Annotated in this window: 17 protein-coding genes; 10 read left to right on the top strand and 7 right to left on the bottom strand. The window is 68.0% G+C overall.

Going from position 1 to position 15,411, the window contains the following annotated elements:
* The first annotated feature begins 54 nt into the window (after positions 1 to 54).
* Positions 55 to 477, top strand: a complete 423-nt coding sequence (locus tag CLT68_RS15410) for a hypothetical protein (protein ID WP_143743193.1) — start codon at positions 55 to 57, stop codon at positions 475 to 477.
* 49 nt (positions 478 to 526) lie between these two features.
* Here the strand turns inward: CLT68_RS15410 and CLT68_RS15415 are convergent, their stop codons facing one another.
* On the bottom strand, positions 527 to 961 hold the full coding sequence (locus CLT68_RS15415; RefSeq protein WP_197699598.1) for a MarR family winged helix-turn-helix transcriptional regulator: 435 nt from the start codon (positions 959 to 961) through the stop codon (positions 527 to 529).
* A gap of 71 nt (positions 962 to 1,032) precedes the next feature.
* On the opposite strand from CLT68_RS15415, the gene CLT68_RS15420 reads away from it, so the two are divergent.
* Positions 1,033 to 2,127: a bifunctional NAD(P)H-dependent oxidoreductase/GNAT family N-acetyltransferase gene (locus CLT68_RS15420; RefSeq protein ID WP_099857200.1), complete on the top strand. Its 1,095-nt coding sequence runs from the start codon at positions 1,033 to 1,035 to the stop codon at positions 2,125 to 2,127.
* A 16-nt stretch (positions 2,128 to 2,143) separates the two neighbouring features.
* On the opposite strand, the gene CLT68_RS15425 is transcribed toward CLT68_RS15420, so the two are convergent.
* A complete protein-coding gene (locus CLT68_RS15425; protein WP_486482186.1) occupies positions 2,144 to 2,476 on the bottom strand; it encodes a hypothetical protein in 333 nt (110 codons plus the stop codon).
* A 777-nt stretch (positions 2,477 to 3,253) separates the two neighbouring features.
* Here CLT68_RS15425 and CLT68_RS15430 point away from each other — a divergent pair.
* Entirely contained in the window at positions 3,254 to 4,489 is a 1,236-nt protein-coding gene (locus CLT68_RS15430) for a low temperature requirement protein A (protein WP_099851687.1), read from the top strand.
* Between the two features lie 30 nt (positions 4,490 to 4,519).
* On the opposite strand, the gene CLT68_RS15435 is transcribed toward CLT68_RS15430, so the two are convergent.
* Complete coding sequence (locus CLT68_RS15435; RefSeq protein WP_099851689.1) at positions 4,520 to 5,128, bottom strand: TetR/AcrR family transcriptional regulator; 609 nt, start codon at positions 5,126 to 5,128, stop codon at positions 4,520 to 4,522.
* Between the two features lie 180 nt (positions 5,129 to 5,308).
* Here CLT68_RS15435 and CLT68_RS15440 point away from each other — a divergent pair, with 180 nt between their 5' ends.
* From CLT68_RS15440 to CLT68_RS15465, 6 genes are all read left to right on the top strand, one after another.
* Positions 5,309 to 5,869: a hypothetical protein gene (locus CLT68_RS15440; RefSeq protein WP_099851691.1), complete on the top strand. Its 561-nt coding sequence runs from the start codon at positions 5,309 to 5,311 to the stop codon at positions 5,867 to 5,869.
* A 1-nt stretch (position 5,870) separates the two neighbouring features.
* On the top strand, positions 5,871 to 7,292 hold the full coding sequence (locus CLT68_RS15445) for a dihydrolipoyl dehydrogenase family protein (RefSeq protein WP_099851693.1): 1,422 nt from the start codon (positions 5,871 to 5,873) through the stop codon (positions 7,290 to 7,292).
* A gap of 162 nt (positions 7,293 to 7,454) precedes the next feature.
* Positions 7,455 to 8,204 (top strand): alpha/beta hydrolase, encoded by a 750-nt coding sequence (locus tag CLT68_RS15450; protein WP_486482187.1) that lies wholly within the window; start codon positions 7,455 to 7,457, stop codon positions 8,202 to 8,204.
* 67 nt (positions 8,205 to 8,271) lie between these two features.
* Positions 8,272 to 8,655, top strand: a complete 384-nt coding sequence (locus CLT68_RS15455; protein ID WP_099851695.1) for a VOC family protein — start codon at positions 8,272 to 8,274, stop codon at positions 8,653 to 8,655.
* 275 nt (positions 8,656 to 8,930) lie between these two features.
* Complete coding sequence (locus CLT68_RS15460; RefSeq protein ID WP_099851697.1) at positions 8,931 to 9,941, top strand: mechanosensitive ion channel domain-containing protein; 1,011 nt, start codon at positions 8,931 to 8,933, stop codon at positions 9,939 to 9,941.
* An 83-nt stretch (positions 9,942 to 10,024) separates the two neighbouring features.
* Complete coding sequence (locus CLT68_RS15465; protein WP_486482188.1) at positions 10,025 to 10,681, top strand: DUF1345 domain-containing protein; 657 nt, start codon at positions 10,025 to 10,027, stop codon at positions 10,679 to 10,681.
* A gap of 63 nt (positions 10,682 to 10,744) precedes the next feature.
* On the opposite strand, the gene CLT68_RS15470 is transcribed toward CLT68_RS15465, so the two are convergent.
* From CLT68_RS15470 to CLT68_RS15480, 3 genes are all read right to left on the bottom strand, one after another.
* Entirely contained in the window at positions 10,745 to 11,458 is a 714-nt protein-coding gene (locus CLT68_RS15470) for a hypothetical protein (protein WP_099851700.1), read from the bottom strand.
* Positions 11,459 to 11,606: 148 nt separating this feature from the next.
* Positions 11,607 to 12,014 carry a DUF2267 domain-containing protein gene (locus tag CLT68_RS15475; RefSeq protein WP_099851702.1) on the bottom strand — a complete coding sequence of 136 codons (408 nt, stop codon included), beginning with the start codon at positions 12,012 to 12,014 and terminating at the stop codon, positions 11,607 to 11,609.
* A gap of 232 nt (positions 12,015 to 12,246) precedes the next feature.
* A complete protein-coding gene (locus CLT68_RS15480; protein WP_099851704.1) occupies positions 12,247 to 12,828 on the bottom strand; it encodes a type 1 glutamine amidotransferase domain-containing protein in 582 nt (193 codons plus the stop codon).
* A gap of 234 nt (positions 12,829 to 13,062) precedes the next feature.
* On the opposite strand from CLT68_RS15480, the gene CLT68_RS15485 reads away from it, so the two are divergent.
* Positions 13,063 to 13,905, top strand: a complete 843-nt coding sequence (locus tag CLT68_RS15485) for an aldo/keto reductase (RefSeq protein ID WP_099851706.1) — start codon at positions 13,063 to 13,065, stop codon at positions 13,903 to 13,905.
* A 130-nt stretch (positions 13,906 to 14,035) separates the two neighbouring features.
* Here the strand turns inward: CLT68_RS15485 and CLT68_RS15490 are convergent, their stop codons facing one another.
* Positions 14,036 to 15,163, bottom strand: a complete 1,128-nt coding sequence (locus CLT68_RS15490) for a hypothetical protein (RefSeq protein ID WP_099851708.1) — start codon at positions 15,161 to 15,163, stop codon at positions 14,036 to 14,038.
* Positions 15,164 to 15,411 lie beyond the last annotated feature (248 nt).

Here is a 15,411-nt window from a genome sequence, read left to right on the forward strand (position 1 = left end):
GCCCGCCTCGCCCAACTGGCCGACCTGAGCCGGTGGCCTTCCGTAGCTGGCGCGGTGCCCGGAAACAACAGGGACGACGTGCCGACACGGCTCGCGGGGATCGTCGATGCCGCGGTGGTCCGGCACGGCACCCACGGGTACGCGAGCCCTGTCATGCTCGTCCACGCCGCGACCGCGCCGAACGCGGTCCTGCGTGCGTTGCCGGCTCTACCGCAAACGCTCTGGGTGCCGAGCCTCGCCGCCGCCTGGGCGGCAACAGCTGCCGTTACCGCCGCTTACGCCCCGGCCGAGGCCCGGCCCGTCCCGTCCGCTGGCACCAACCTGAGCCTCGATGAGGTCACGCGCCGCGCAACAGACAGCGGAGACCCGCACGCGATCAAGTTCGTTGATGCCGTGAGCGACACGTACGCCCGATCCGGAGATTCCGCACTGCTCGCTATCGCCGCGCAATCCGTCGAGCAGATCGCCGCCGACTGACGAGTCCGCGGCCGCTGGCGGTGTCGTCGTCGTCCGATCTCTCGTGCCGTCAGTCCGGCAGGTCGGAGATCCGGGTCGAAAGTTTGCGCAGCACCTCGAGCTCGTCGGGACTTAGATGATCGAGGAACCGCGCGCGTACGGAAACGACATGGTGTGGGGCAGCTTCATCCAGCACCCTGAAGCCGTCGTCGGTCAGGTGCAGGATGCAGCCCCGCGCGTCCTGTAGGTCGGGCTCCTTGTCGATGAGTCCGCGCGCCTCCATTCGGGTCGCGTGGTGGGACAGTCGGCTGCGCGACCACTCCATCTTGTGGGCGAGGTCCTTGAGCGCCCACCGGCGGTTCGGCTTCTCCGACAGCGTGCTCAGCACCTCGTAGTCGGCCGGCGACAGCCCTGAGTCGCGGGCCAGGTCCCGGTTGAGCCGCGCCGGCAGCGTCGTCAGCAGGCGCCGGAAAGCGCGCCAGGCGTGTTCCTCGTCCTCGCTCAACCAGGCAGTGTCCACGCGGTCACACTACATCTCGTTGACACGTCATCGAAAGCTCGGTTATGTTCGTTGACATGTCATTGAACGCAGAGACTGCCCCACTGAACGTCCTGGTCATCGTCGCGAGCACCCGCCCCGGACGGCTGGGACCAGCAATTGCCGACTGGTTCGTCCAGGCGACCCTCCCGACAGCCGCAGCGGCCCGGATCACTCTCGACGTCGCGGACCTGGCCGACATCGGGCTGCCGCTGCTCGACGAGCCCGAGCATCCCTCCAGTGGCATCTACGTCCACGAGCACACTCGCGCGTGGAGCCAGCGGGTTGCCGCAGCTGACGCATTCGTGGTGGTGACACCCGAGTACAACTACGGCATGCCAGCGGGGTTGAAGAACGCTCTGGACTTCCTCTACCACGAGTGGGCGTGGAAGCCGGTGGGATTCGTCAGCTACGGCAACACCTCGGCCGGCACCCGGTCGGTGCAGATGACGAAGCAGGTCGTCACCACCTTGAAGATGATGCCCATCGGCACCACCGTCGCCCTCCGCATCGCCGACAGCACCCAGGACGGGCAGGTCCTCCGTTCCGCGGGACTCGACGACACGGCTCGCAGGATGCTGCTTGAGTTGACCCGGGTGGCCTCGGCGATGCGGCCCCTACGCACCGAACCGGACACTGACGTCGCCAACGTGCCCGGGCCGGTCGAAGGACTACGGCTGACCATCGCCCAGCCGGACGACCTCGCCGAGCTGCTCGTCCTCCAGCGGTGCTGCTGGGTGCAGGAGGCCCTCGCGAACGACACGCTCGACCTGTCGCCGCTCCGGGAAACCCTCGACGAACTGCGCGAATCGACGTCGACATGGCAGCTGTGGTGCGTACGTCGACACGGACGCCTCGTCGCAGCGGTCCGAGCCCAGGCACGCGGCCGTGGGTGGTTGGTCGGTCGCCTCATGGTGGCGCCCGACCAGGCCGGAAACGGCATCGGCTCCTGGCTTCTCTCATACGCCGAACAGCAGGCCCCCGAGGAAACCACGCACTACGAGCTGTTCACCGGCCACCGCAGCACGAGCAACATCAAGATGTACGAACGCGCCGGCTACGCCCTCACCTACGCTGACGACACCCCGGATGGCAGCGTCCACCTCATCAAACAGAGGCAACCGACCGCCTGACCCTGATCGCCGGTTGTCAGCGGTTACCTCGGCGCGCGGGGCCGCCATACAGGTGGACGCGGTTGTCGACATCGTGGTCCGGTTCGCCGTGCAGGAAGCGGTCGTGTGCGACACGGCCGTTGCTGACATGAACCACCCAGTCCTCGTAGTACCAGCTGGGGTCGCACGCGCACTGGGTGAACCGGAACCGGAGATTGGCTCGATAACGGCCGACCTGTCTGTGGGCGAGGGTGAACAGGCGGGCCGACACTCCCGGTGGGGGGAACGCCGCCGCGCCGGGCAGGCGCTCGACGGTCACCGCCGGGCCGTCGGAGGTGAGCCACAGATTGAGGTTGCGGGCGATGCTCACGTCACCGGTCCGTACGTCGCTACGACGTACGTAGCCGCCGGCCTCATCGGCCAGGACGTCGTGAACTACGACGTCGCCTTCTGGGAGTGGCGCCGGGAGTGCCACTGGGCGGTTGAGCCCTCGACGGGCGTTGGCCTGTGGAGCGCCGCGCCCAGCCGCGCTCCATCGCACGCGTACCCGCTGAATGACGATCACGCCCAAACCATGGCCCACTGAACACGTCTCGCCAGCCGGTATCCGCTCATGCCGCTGCGCTGCGGCACTCGGCGAGCAGACGAGGTGATGTCCCACTGTGCCGTTACCTTGCCGGCAGTGAATTAGGGCGGAACGGTTGTGTCGTACCTCCGGTGTTTCTCCTCGCCTGATCGATCGAGGCGACCGGACCGCAGATGTGCTTCGGTGTGCTCGTGACTCGCACAAGGCTGGTCAGGTGGGTGACCCCCGAAAGGGCGGAGTGGGTTCTGCTCATGGTCGCCGGGCTCGCTGGCGGGCTGGTGTGGAAAGCCGGTGCACCCGAGTGGGCGGGCCTGGTCCTGTCACTCGGCGTCGCCCTGTTGGTCCGATGGATGCGGCAACGAGGACACATCGAACGCGCTCTCGTCCGATGGCTCCACCGTCACGAGGAGCCATCCGGAGTATAGATCAACACGGTGCCCGACCTGACAGCTCAGCTGGATCAGGAGCGGCTCGCCCGCTCTATCTGGTGCGGGCGGACCCGGACGCAACTCTTCTGTCGGCCGGATCGTTGGTGCGACAAGGGGAGGACGGGGGCGGACGATGGCGGCGGAACGCGGCGCCGCACTGCTGCGCCCTCCGACGAGTTCGGGCCGCGCGACCTTCCTCGAACTCTTCTTCGATCTGGCCTTCGTAGTGGCCCTCACCCGGGTCTCGCAACGATTCGCCGGCCTGAGCGATGACACCGGTTGGGCCCTCGTCGAGGGGTTCGGTCGTACGCTGCTGCTCTTCTTGGCCCTCTGGCTGATCTGGTCGCACACAGCCTGGATCACCAGTCGCTACGAACCAGAGCAACCGATCATCCAGGCCGTCGTGGTCGGCACCATGTTCGCCGGCCTGGTCATGGCGGTGGCGTTGCCCCGGGCCATGGAGGAACGGGCGCTGCCGTTCGCGGTCGCGTACCTGATGGTGATGGTGGTGCGGCCGCTGGTGATCGCGGCCGCGCTGCGTGGCCATCCGCGACGACTGGTGCCGTTTCGGCTTGCCGTGTGGGCTTCGGCGAGTGCGCCACTGTGGCTGGCCGGCGCATTGGGGCCGGATCGACTCTGCCTGCCGCTGTGGGCTGCCGCCCTTACTGTCGACTACGTCGCCTGGGCCCTGGGTTGGCCGTTGCCGTGGCTCGGGGCCTCAGAGGTGGGCCGCTGGCGGATCGCCGGCACGCATCTCGCCGACCGTTACCAGCAGATGTTTCTCATCGCACTCGGGGAGTCGATTCTGGTCATCGGCGTGGTCTTCAGCGGGACGGACTACTCCGCGGTGCGGGCGGCCGCCTTCGCGGTCGCGTTCGCCATCAGCGCGCTGATCTGGCGGATCTACTTCCACCGCGCCGGCTTGCTGTTGGCCGAGGCGTTGGAACGGTCGGCCATGCCCGGCCGGCTGGGCGCGTCGTCGGAACGGACGCATCTGCTGATCGTGTTCAGCGTGCTCGTCACCTCGGTCGGCTACGAGCTGGTGATCCACAATCCGTTCGGGTCGCCGCGTCCCGGTTGGCTTCTGTTTGTGGTGGGCGGTCCGATGCTCTTCCTTGTCGCCCGTATGCGGCTGGAGTACGAGATCTTTGGCCGGGTTTCGCCTTCCCGGGTGGCCGGAGTGCTGGCCCTGCTGCTGTTCACGCCGGCGTTGGCCCGCTGGGCACCGATGGTCGGGTTGAGCGTGGTGGCCGCAGTGCTGGTCCTGGTCGCGTTACTCGACAGTCTGCGGAGCCGGGGACGACCGCTGGAGGGTTCCGCCTCGCCGATCGGGCGAGAGGCATCTAGCGAGCGTGACTCCCAGGCGTGACCGCGCGACTCTTTGCACCAACCAGGCGTACTAAGGCGCGGACTCGGCCGACTGGCGCTCGGTATTGATCCGGAGCAGTCCTTCGATCCCGCTGAGGAAGGTCTCGGACACCAACGCGGGGTCGAAAAGGCACCCGGCCGCCATGGCGCCGTCGCGGAGCATGACGAAGTGGCGTGCGGCGGCATCCGCCGTTTCCTCGTGGACCTGCGCCATCTGCGTGGTGAGCGTGTCCAGGAACCATTGCCGGTGGGCGATGATCTCCTGGTGCACGGGATGGTCGGTGTCGGGATACTCGGCCGCTGCGTTCAGGAAGGCGCATCCGCGGAACCCGGGGGACTGGATGTTTCCAGCGATGGAGCCAGCAACGGCCAGGAGGCGGTCGACCGGCGTGGAGTCGGCGGCGATGGCCGCCTCGACCGTGCCGCGCTCCATGCGGTGGATCTCCCGTAGGTACGCCAGAATGAGGTCGTCCTTGCTGGGGAAGTGCCGGTAGAAGGTGGCCCGGGTCACTTTCGCCTCAGCAATGATCCGGTCAACGCCCACGGCGTGGATGCCCTCGGCGTAGAAGATCCTGGTTGCCGTGGTGAGGAGCCGGAGCCGCGCCTCAGAAGGCCGCGTGCCGGGTTCGGTGCGGAGCATCCCACCATCTTAGCGATAGAACGTTCGGTCTGACGCTGCGCGCGGCCGAAGGTTTGTGGGGGGCGGCCCCGGGCGGACTAGTGGGTAGAACGGTCTGTCTTGACAGGCAGGCAGGGGCTCGTCATGCTGGAGGCACGACAGAACGTTCGTTCTCGTCAAGCCTTCGCCGAAAGGGTCACCGTGACCGCCACTGCTGCTTCCCCCCGTATCTCCCAGCCCGCCTCCGCCCTGCGGCGGCTGTACTTCACCCGCTTCGCGTTCGCCATCGTGTGGGCACTCGTGACGATCGCCACCGCCAAGGAGATCGGCCCGCTCACGGTGGCACTCTTCGTGCTCTACCCGCTGTTCGACGTGGGCGCCGCCATCTACGACCTTCGTTCGACGCGGCTCGCCGGCTCGCCGGCCCTGCTGTACGTGAACATCGCGGTCAGCCTGATCGCCGCCGTCGGCGTGGGCGTCGCCAGCGCGTCCGGCATCCCCGCCGTTCTGCGGGTGTGGGGCGCCTGGGCGATCGTGGCCGGACTGGTCCAGTTGATTGTGGGTGTCACTCGTCGGAGGATGGGTGGGCAGTGGCCGATGATCATCAGTGGCGGTATCTCGGTTCTGGCTGGTGGGTCCTTCATCGCCGGTGCGTCCGCGGCTGACCCGTCGCTGACCAACGCGGCTGGCTACGCCATCCCCGGCGCCATCTTCTTCCTCATCGCGGCCGTCCGTCTCGGCCGTGCCGCGAAGGGCAACTGACATGACCGCCTTCGAGTACGACGTCGTCGTGATCGGTGCCGGTCCGGTTGGGGAGAACGTCGCTGACCGGGTCGTGCAGGGCGGCCTGACCGCCGCCATCGTCGAGCGGGAGTTGGTCGGCGGGGAGTGCTCGTACTGGGCCTGCATGCCGACCAAGGCGTTGCTGCGTAGCGCGTCCGCGTTGCGGGCGGCTCGCCAACTGCCGGGTGCGCGGGAGGCGGTGACGGGACGCCTGGACGCCGCAGCGGTGCTCGGACGCCGGGACTCCTTCGCGTCGCAGTGGAAGGACGACGGGCAGGTGTCCTGGCTTGAGTCGGCGGGGATCGCGCTGCACCGCGGGCAGGGGCGAATCCGTTCGGCCCGGGTCGTCCAGGTGACTGGGGTCGACGGCGTGACGGTCACGCTGACCGCGCGGCACGCGGTGGTCGTCGCGACCGGGAGTAGCGCTCTGCTGCCGGATATTCCAGGCCTGCGGGAGGCGGCGCCGTGGTCCAGTCGCGAGGCCGCCTCGGCCGCCTCGGTGCCCCGCCGGCTCGCGATCATCGGTGGTGGCGTGGTGGCGGCCGAGATGGCGACCGCGTTCGGCGCTCTGGGATCTTCGGTGACGGTGCTGGCCCGTGACGGTGTGCTGCCGTCGGCAGAGCCGTTCGCGGGGGAGTTGGTCACGGAGTCGCTGCGCGAGGCCGGTGTGTCGGTACGCCTCGGCGCGAATGCCGTCTCCGTCAGCCGCGACGACAGCGGAACCGTCCACGTCGACACGGCCGACGGTGAGCAGGTTGAAGCCGACGAGGTACTGGTGGCAGTCGGTCGTGTCCCGAACACCCAGGACATCGGACTGGAGAACGTTGGGCTGGCGCCGGGTGTCTGGCTGGCGGTCGACGACACGCTGCGCGTCGTCGGCGGCGGGGGGTGGTTGTACGCCGCCGGTGATGTGAACCGGCGAGTGCTGCTGACCCATCAGGGCAAGTATCAGGCGCGCGCGGCGGGCGACGTGATCGTGGCCCGGGCGAGGGGTGAGAGGGTCGAGGACGGTCAGTGGGGTCGCCATGCGGTGACGGCTGATGAGCGCGCGGTGCCGCAGGTGATCTTCACCGACCCGGAGGTCGCGTCGGTCGGGCTGACCGCAGCTGCGGCCGCGGCGGCCGGACTGTGGATCCGGGTCGTGGATTACGACCTGGGCTCTGTCGCCGGATCGTCCCTGCACGCCGATGGCTACAAGGGGCACGCCCGAATGGTCGTCGACGAGGATCGAAAGGTGATCATCGGCTTCACCCTCGCCGGCCCGGACGTCGCGGAACTGATCCATGCCGCGACCATCGCCGTCGTCGGCGAGGTTCCGCTGGACCGGCTGTGGCACGCGGTTCCGGCATACCCGACCGTCAGCGAGGTCTGGCTACGGCTGCTGGAGACATACGGCCGGTGACGGTGCAACCAAGCGCTCGCCCCGCGTCGTCGAGTTGTACAGCTGGCATTCCAGATCTCGCTGACAGAGGTCTGAGTCGCCTTGAATACTGGGTGCTGCACCGTTCCCACAGCCGAAACTGCGGGCCGGTACGACGGCCGCCAGCTCGGAAGGAATGCCGCGATGAACGCTGCATCTGACATGTCCGCCCAGGACGCTGGGATGCCCACCATCGTGCTTGTTCATGGCGCATTCGCCGACTCGTCGAGTTGGAACGGGGTGATCGCTCACCTCAAGGGTCGGGGCTATCCGGTCATCGCCGTCGCGAACCCGCTCCGCGGTGTGCACAAGGACGCGGCGTACGTTCGTTCTGTCGTAGACACCGTGTCCGGCCCGGTCGTGATGGCCGCTCATTCATACGGCGGATCAGTGATGACCGAGGCTGCCGATGGTGCCTCCAACGTCAAGGCTCTGGTGTACGTCGCCAGCGTGAGCCCGGACGTCGGCGAGAGCGTGGCCGACCTGGTCACCAAGTTCCCGGGAAGCGCGCTCCTCACTTCCGTCAAGATGGTGCCGTACCCCCTCGACGAGGGTGGCACGTCCATGGAGCAGTACATCTATCAGGAGAAATTCCCTGCGGTGTTCGCCGCCGACGTCGACCCCGACACCGCTGAGCTGATGGCGGTGACGCAGCGGCCGCCCACCGAGGCCGCCCAGACGGAGAGCGTGACCAGGGCCGCCTGGAAGACGGTCCCGTCCTGGACCCTGATCACCACCCAGGACATGGGGATTCCGCCGGACCTCCAGCGCTTCCTGGCCAAGCGGGCCGGCTCCACGACGGTTGAGATTGAGGCGTCCCACGCCGTGGCGGTCTCTCAACCCGGCCCGGTCGCAGACCTCATCGACACCGCCGCCCGCGCCACCACGCGCTAGGTGTTCGTTCCGACTGGTCGGACTGCGCTGGCCGTGCCTGCTGGGAGCAACAGGGTACGTTGGCGCGGTGGGCACTCTTTGGACCCTGGGATGTGATGCCGACGATCCCCAGCGGATCGCTGCTTTCTGGGCGTTGGCCCTCGGCTATGTCAATGAGCCCGGCTTTGACGAGCCCGACAACGCGTCCATCGTCGACCCGGACGGCCGGGGCCCCGCCATTGCGTTTCTCAAGGTGCCCGAGGGCAAGTCTGCCAAGAATCGCATGCACATCGACATCCGAGTCGCCGGTCCGGGCGCCGGTGACATGGCCGAGCGCACCCTGTTGATCCGGCAGAAAGTGCCCGATCTGGTCGCCGCCGGTGCGACGGTGGTCCGCGAGGAGTGGTACGGCGATGTCCTCGGGCACGTCGTCATGCTCGACCCCGAGGGCAACGAGTTCTGCGTCGCTTGAGGCCATGATCAGGGCCCGTTCCGCAACCGGGTCTGTCGTTGTCCGTTACTGCGTGGGCCCACTCACCGGCATCTCATGGATCTCGGGAAACCAGGCGCAGGGTGTGACACGTTCTGCACAGTCACCGACGACGACCGACCCGGGGATCCGGCATGCAGCTCACCAATGGTTGTCGATGTTGCCTGCCCACGATCGGACCGGATGGCACCCTGGGCACGTGGACAGGGCAGGGAGCCGGGGGAAGCTGACATCGGGGTTGCGGTGAACGTCCTCTGATGCGTACCGCGATGATCGTAGTGGCCGCGCTGGCGGCGGCAGTGATCGTGGACCTGATCTCTGGCCTGCTGGCCCGCCGCGTAGCCCGTGGCCGTTACCAGTGGCTGCTGGAGCCGCTGCGGCAAGCCTGCCGCCGCCCGGCGGCAGCGGTCCTGTTGGCCGCGGCGTTGCACTACGCGCTGCCGTCGGGACCGGCCGGGTGGCAACGTCATCTGCGGCACGTCGTCCTGGTGGCTTTGATCGTGGCCGGGGCCTGGCTAGTGATCAAGGCGTTGCACGTCGCCGAGGCGCTCGCGTTCAGCCGACTGCCGGGCGACGTGCCCACCAGCCGGAGGGTCCGGCGGGCTCGGACGCAGATCCGCCCCGTGCGGCGGCTCACCGTCGCCGTGGTCACGATCGTCGCGATCGGCCTGATCCTGATCACCTTCCGGCCGGTACGCCTCTTCGGTATCTCCGTGCTGACGTCGGCAGGAGTGGTCGGCGCTCTGATCGGCCTCTCCGCCCGAACCGCGCTCGGCAACGCGTTCGCCGGCATCCAGGTCGCCTTCGCCGACGGTCTGCATGTCGACGACGTGCTGGTGGTGGACGGCGAATGGGGCCGAGTCGAAGAGGTGAAGCTGACCAACGTGGTGATCCGGCTCTGGGACGAGCGGATGCTCATTCTGCCAACCACGTACTTTACCGAGCGGCCGTTCCAGAACTGGACCCGGAACGTGTCCCGGGTCGTCGGCAAAATCCAGATCCATGTCGACCACACCGCCGACCTGGACGACCTGCGCCGGGAGGCGCGCCGGCTGGTCGAGTCCTCACCGTTGTGGGATCGCAGCCAGTGGGTCCTCCAGATGGTCGACTCCACACCGCAGACGGCGGTCATCCAGGTGCAGGCCTCGGCCGCCGACGGCGCCAGCGCCTGGGACCTGCGCTGCGACCTGCGCGAGGGACTCGTCGCCTACCTGCGCGACCATCATCCCCAGTGGCTGCCCCGCACCCGCAGTCAGTACCAACCCTGACAGGCGGGTTCTATTCACAACCTGATCCGGTAATCGCTTCGGGTATTCCGTACATGATCCGTTCGAGCTGGAACGCTGAACGTGTGGAGCAGCAATCGGGACGACCGGCGCGGGAACGGCTGCTGTCGGTCAGGCGTGCGCTGTGGTCGTTAGCGGTCGGTGTGGTCGCGGGGGCCGCCATCGCGCTGGTCGGGGCGCCGGAGTTGACGCCGCTGGTGATCTGGACGATCGCGGCGGGCACGATCCTCGTCTGGGTGTGGAGGGTCTGCTGGTCGGCGAGCCCAAGGCTTACTGAGCAGCTTGCCGAGGCGGAGCAGCAGTCCCGTTCCACCGATGCGGCGATCCTGATCGCGTCTGCCATCAGCCTCATCGCCGTGGCCGAGGCGCTCGTCCGCGCCTCGAACCAGCAGGACGTGGTGGCTGTGACGCTGGTGATCCTCAGCGTCGTCGCGGTGGTCCTGGCGTGGGCGCTGGTGAATACGGTCTTCGCATTCAAGTACGCCCGGATGTACTTCCGCGACGATGGCGGCATCGACTTCAAGCGGGAAGACCCGCCGGCGTACGCCGACTTCGCGTACGCCGCCTTCACCGTCGGCATGTCCTACGCTCCGGGCGAGACCGAACCGACAAGCAACCGCGTGCGCCGGGTCGCGCTAGGGCATGCGCTGCTCTCCTACACCTTCGGAACTGGCATCCTGGCCGTCGCCGTCAACCTGGTCACCAACCTGGGCCAATCGTGACCCCCGCGGAGCATGCAGTGGGGTGACCTGGCCAGGCTCTGCCACCACCACGGCAGACGCCGATCAGCTCTGCGGCTGTTGCCCCTGCGGTCCCGCTAGCCGCGTCGTGACCTGCCTCAGTGGCTGACTACTGTTGACGATCCTCTTCATCCGTTGCCACCCCGCTCGGGCCGGAGACCTGCCGAGCACGCTGCCGAGACCCTCCACACCGCCACCAGCCGCCGTCCCGCTGTTCTGAGCCAGTTGCTGGGTGCCCTGTCCGAGCTGCTGGGTGGCCTGTCCGAGTTGTTGACCCAACTGCTGGGTGGCCTGCTGCAGCGTCTGCGACAGCGGCCCATCCGGACCCAGCGCCTGCTGCGCTGTCTGCCCGACCTGGTTCACGGCCGTGTCCACCGTCTTCACCACCGACTCGATGATCTGAGGGTTGCGCTCGATTGTGCGGAGGGCGCTGTCGAGAATGCCCCTGAGCTCATCGAGCCGAACCTCAAGCATCGCCTCGGCCTCGACGCCCTTGATGTCGATCTTCACCGTGCCGAGATGCGCCTGAACGCCCACGTCGAGCTGGAGCAGGCTGCCCAGCCGGGCTCTCAGAGAGACAGAGGCGTCCAGATTGTCGACCTCGACGTAGATCTGTTCGACCTTGACCTGCGGAATCTGGAGGACGACGTCCGGGTCTGACATCGTCTTGCTGCTGTGCCCGCCAGCCGGCTGAGGAAGGCCGCGCTCGCCTTGCGCGGGCGACTCCCCATGCGTGTCCCGGCTCTCCGATTCGGTCATCCCGCACTCCTTGGGCCTCGCCTAAGGTCCGGATGGAGCCCCACCATCGGTACGTAGCTCCGATCCTCGGCCCATCCCCTGGTGTGAAGGCCCACCACGCCTTGCTGATTCGGTGATCAGCCTGAGCGTCACCGCAGCGAGGGCGCGCCTAAGTGCCGATCCGGCGGGTCTCGAGCAGCCCGGAACCTGGCCCCGTCAACTGCCAGAACTCCTGCGGCAACTGGTCGACGAAGTCCCCGTACTCCTTCGCGCTGGCAGCCTCGCGGAGGGTATCCAGCACGGCTCGCGCGCCGTCGGTGGCCACCTGGCGATCCACCCCTGCCCGGGACTGCACCCGTTCCAGGAATTCGGTGAGCCCGAACCGTTCCGGATCTTCGGTGGGCCTGGACACCAGGCCGCGTAGCTCCCCGGGGAGCTGGGAGGCGAGGTCCCTTGCCTGGCCACCGGTGACCCGTTTTGCCACAGTCTCGAGCGTGGCGCGGGTGATCGGTTCTGCCTGCCCCGGCGGAACCTTGGGTCGTGCCGCCACAGACTGAATGAACTCGCTGTAGTTCACCTCGGATCCCCTCTCGAACGGATTGCGGCGGGTACCCGCCCCCGCCCGGGTGAAACGGCGATTACCCGCCTTCAGGGGGCGGCGGAGGGCGGTATGGAGGCGATCCGCTCAGGACCGTCGCAGCAGCGGTCACCAGCACCTGCTTGGCGGGAGCGGTGGCGTTTCGGCCGGCGGGACAGCCGCCGCCACGGGTTCAGGACCAGCCTGATCCTCCGGTCCTGAACCCCACCGGTCAGGCCGTCGCCATCTGGCGGACGTCTTCGCCCTGGGCGAACTCCTCGACCATCGTCGCGCAGAAGGCCGGAAGGTCGCTGGGGCTGCGGCTGGTGACGAGGCCGTTGTCGACCTGCACCTGTTCGTCGACCCAGTTCCCGCCTGCGTTACGGATGTCTGTGCGCAGGCTGGGGAATGAGGTGAGAGTCCGGCCGTTGACCATGCCGGTCTCGACCAACGACCAGGGGCCGTGGCAGATCGCCGCCACCGGCTTCTGTTGTTGGAAGAACGCCCGGACGAAGTCCATCGCCTGTGGGTTCATCCGGAGCCGGTCGGGGTTGACCGTCCCGCCCGGCAGCAACAAGGCGTCGTAGTCGGCCGCATTGACGTCGTTCACGGTGCGGTCTACCCGATAGCGGTTGGCCGGGCTGATGTCCTGGTTCATCGACTGGATCTCGCCCGATTGCAACGAGATCAGATGGACCTCGGCTCCCGCCTGCTCCGCGGCAGCTCGGGACTGGGTGTATTCCACGTCCTCCACTCCGTCGGCGGCCAGGCAGGCGATTCGCTTCCCGGTCAGTGGCTGCTGGCTCTGCGCCATCTCTGCGGCCTTTCCTTCGCGGCACCGCCCCGTCGGCGGCGCGTCGCTGGATCGCGGTCGCCTTCCCCGTGTGGGGGACGGGCAAACAGGCCAGCGAAGCCGGCTCGAGGGTGGACAATTCCCCACCTGCCCGCCGCACGACCAGTGGCTGTGCGAAGAAGGCACGCGCTACGCGCGTGTGCTGGCTGTCGCAGCGGGTACCGAAGACAACCCACTGGCACCCGGAAGGCCGACATGAACCTTGCTGCCGACGCGATCGAGTTGCCGTCCGGCCAGACCATGCCCGTGCTCGGCCAGGGCACCTGGTACCTCGGCGAGCACCCTGCAAGGCGCCAGGACGAACTGGCCGCCCTGCGCACCGGGCTCGATCTGGGCATGACCATGATCGACACTGCGGAGATGTACGGTGACGGCGCTTCCGAGGAACTCGTCGGCGAGGCGATCGTCGGACGGCGCGCCGACGCCTTTCTGGTCGACAAGGTGCTGCCGTCCAACGCCAGCCGACGGGGAACCGTGCAAGCCTGCCGCCGCAGCCTGCAACGACTCGGCGTCGACCACATCGACCTCTACCTCCTGCACTGGCGCGGCACGCATCCACTCGCGGAGACGATCGAGGCGTTCGCCGAGCTTGTCGACGCCGGCGACATCGGGCAGTGGGGTGTGAGCAACTTCGATCTTTCGGATATGACGGACCTCCTTGAGGCGGGCGGAAGCGCCTGCGCGACCAATCAGATCCTGTACAACCTCACCCGTCGCGGTCCCGAGTACGACCTTCTACCGTGGCTCCGCGAGCACCGCATCCCGGTGACGGCGTACTCGCCGATCGAGCAGGGGCGGCTGCTCGGCCACCCGCAGGTCGCGGAGGTAGCCGCCCGGCACGGGGCCACGCCCGCTCAGGTCGCGCTGGCCTGGCTGCTGCGGCAGGAGATGGTCGCGGCCATCCCTCGATCGTCCAAGCCAGAACACACGCGGCAGAACGCGGAGGCGCGCGACGTGCAGCTGACCGAGGAGGACGTGGCGGCACTCGACACGGCGTTTCCGCCGCCGGCCGGTCCGCAACCCCTGGAGATGTTGTAGGGCCAACGGCCGTTCCGGCGGGAGCCAGGTCGAGCAAATGGCGGCGAGGCTGACCGGTACGACCACCGCCACCTCTCTCCCTCGCACCGCCCGGTCCATAGCTGGTCAGTAGAGACTCGGGGCATCCCACTCACCTCCTGCTGCCGGGCTGCCCGACTTTCTCGTCCCGCCAGCCATCGGGTTCGGGGTGGTAGCCGTAAGCGGCAGCCCGGACTGTTTCCTCGTTCTCCAGCCCGGAGCCGATCGCGCCGCCGACGGTGGCCAGCGAACTGGTGATCCAGGCGAGCGTCAGATAGTCGGTGACGTTGACTGGCCGCTGCAAGACCTGTTCCAGCACCGATGTGTCGATCAGCAGCGCCCCGACGAGCACCGTTCCAGCGAACAGCACCACGTACGACAGCCCTGTGGCCAGAGCGAGGGTGAGGATCGTACCCAGGTTGAACAGCCGTGACAGCTCAGCCGGTGTCTCCCGGTCCGGTTTCTCCCACAGGTTGTGCGCGACGATCAGCCAGGTCACCAATGCCGACAGCCCGAGAAGCATGATCACCGAGAGCCGTCCTCCGCCGAGGGCATCGCCCATCTGCCAGATGGTGTCCGTGGTGAGCGCGAACGCGGCCGTGCCGAACGCGCCGACCAGCAGCTTGGACAGGCCCAGCAGGGCTCGCCCCGGGCGGTTGGCTCGGACCATGCCGGTCAACAGCCGCACCCGGCCGACGAACCGCGAGGCGACGTAGCTTCGTTCCCCGGCGTCGGCCTCGCCGACCATCCGGTGGATGGCGGGAACCCTGCTCGCCATCTCGGCCGGTGCCCAGCCGGCCTGCGGCACCCGCTGGTCCGAAGCATCGCTCAGCAGCCGGCTCACCAGATCCGGAACGGCCGTGCGGGCCGCTCGTAGCTGGTTCAGTCCCAGCGCGGGCAGGGACACCACCGCGACTCGCCGCCGAGCGGAGGTCTGCGCGACCAGCGGCACCCGCTCGACATGCAGCGGCAGGTCGGTCAGGCAGATTGCGACGTCCCACTGGTCTTCGGCGCGCCGCCGAGCAAGATCGTCGAGCAGTGCCTCAACGCCGCCGTCGCGTCGCGGTGCCACCTCGCCCCAGCCTTCCCGGACAGTCCACCGCACGTCCGCGTCCACCCGATCGGCAAGCCCGCCGGCCAGCTCGGCGGTGAGCCGCGCGGCCACCCGGGCCGGGTGATCCGGCGGGGTCGCCACCAGTCCGACGACGATCTTCGGGCGGTGCTCTTCACTGTGGGTCATCGCTGCTCCTCACCGCTGGCCGGGCTCGTCGCCGCCCGTCGTCACCAACGCCGGCTGCGGAGTAGGCCATGAACCCTTGCAGCGCCCGGCTCGACGACCGCGGCGGCGGACGGCAGTGGGGCACGCCGAACAGCACGTCCTGAGAAGCGAGTGCTTTCCAGTGTCGACCGTCGGGGTGCTGCAGAACCTTGGTCCTGCCGTCATCACGGCAGCGAAGTTCTGGTAACCCGCTGCCTTTATCTGCACGT

This window comes from Micromonospora sp. CNZ299, assembly GCF_002754415.1.